Annotated in this window: 1 protein-coding gene; it reads left to right on the forward strand. The window is 39.4% G+C overall.

The window, feature by feature from the left end; genetic code table 11:
- On the forward strand, positions 1 to 1,262 hold a 1,262-nt coding region (locus G586_RS0116965), incomplete at its 5' end, for an IS110 family transposase (protein ID WP_155834250.1).
- Between the last annotated feature and the right edge of the window lie 95 nt (positions 1,263 to 1,357).

Raw genomic sequence — 1,357 nt, forward strand, 5'->3', positions numbered from 1 at the left:
TTGTTTATCCCATCTGCAGTGGACTTGATGTCCACAAAAAGGTCATCGTTGCAACCATCGTAACTACTGATAACGCTGGCATTTCAACCTACAAACAGAGATCATTTACTACCATCAATAGTGATCTCACCAATCTCCACGACTGGCTGCTTGAAAATGACTGCAAGCACGTCTGTATGGAATCCACTGGTAAGTACTGGATTCCTGTCTACAATTATCTCGAAGCTGATATCGATGTCTGCCTTACCCATCCCAAATATGTCAAAGCTATCAAAGGTCAGAAAACCGATAAGAAAGACTCCAAATGGATTGCAGATCTCTACAAGTTTGACCTTGTAAGATGTTCTTTTATTCCACCGAAAGACTTCCGACAGCTCCGAGAAATTGCACGCTACCGGTTCAAACTTGTATGTATGAAATCCTCAGAGAAAAACCGCATACAAAACTGCATGACTGTCTCAAACATCGCTCTGGCTAACATTGTATCTGATCCATTCGGTAAAACTGCAACTGAAATCATGTCTTATCTCCTCGATCATACAGCTGAATCCTTGGATGAAACCGCCGTACGTAAACTGATCAAGAAAAGCGCCAAGGCAAAATCCGATGATATCATTGCTGCAATTAAGGACTATAACATCGAGTCAGATCAAGCAAAAAAGCTAAACCTTGCCTGGGATCACTTGGATTATCTTGATAACATGATTACCCAGACAGAAGTAGAACTCTATGTACGCATAAAACCTTATTATGAGTACGTCGAATATGTTTCTACAATGCCCGGAATGACTCAGCTCAGTTCCACAATAATTCTTGCAGAAATCGGTGTAGACATGAATGTGTTTGAAGATGCTGAACATCTTTGTTCATGGTGTGGTCTTGCTCCAAGAAACAATGAATCTGCCAGTAAAAAGCATTCTACAAAGATCATGAACGCAGGAACATATCTAAAACCAATGATTGTCCAATGTGCTTTAGCTGCCATAGCTTGTAAAAAACAGCCTTACTTTGCCATAAAATACCGCAGAATAAAATATCGTCGTGGTCACAAGAAAGCAATAATAGCAATCGCCAGAATGATGATGGTCTGCATATATCACATGGTGAAAGATAAGAAAACTTTTACTCCATGCGATTATAAGGAATTGATGGATCCTAATGATCATCCTCACAAAGTTGTTTTAAATGATGCCAACGTATTTGAGTATCTGAAAACTCAGGGTTACGATATTTCTTCATTGGTTAAAAGCAACGATAACTGATGAATGATTTCCTATATGATCAACCTGTCAGAGAGACGGGAAATCTCGTCCCTCTAATTTAAGTCGGTTTCATCCGCTACTTATTTTTCACTCTT

It is taken from the genome of Butyrivibrio sp. VCD2006, from assembly GCF_000423925.1.
Taxonomy (GTDB): Bacteria; Bacillota; Clostridia; order Lachnospirales; family Lachnospiraceae; genus Butyrivibrio.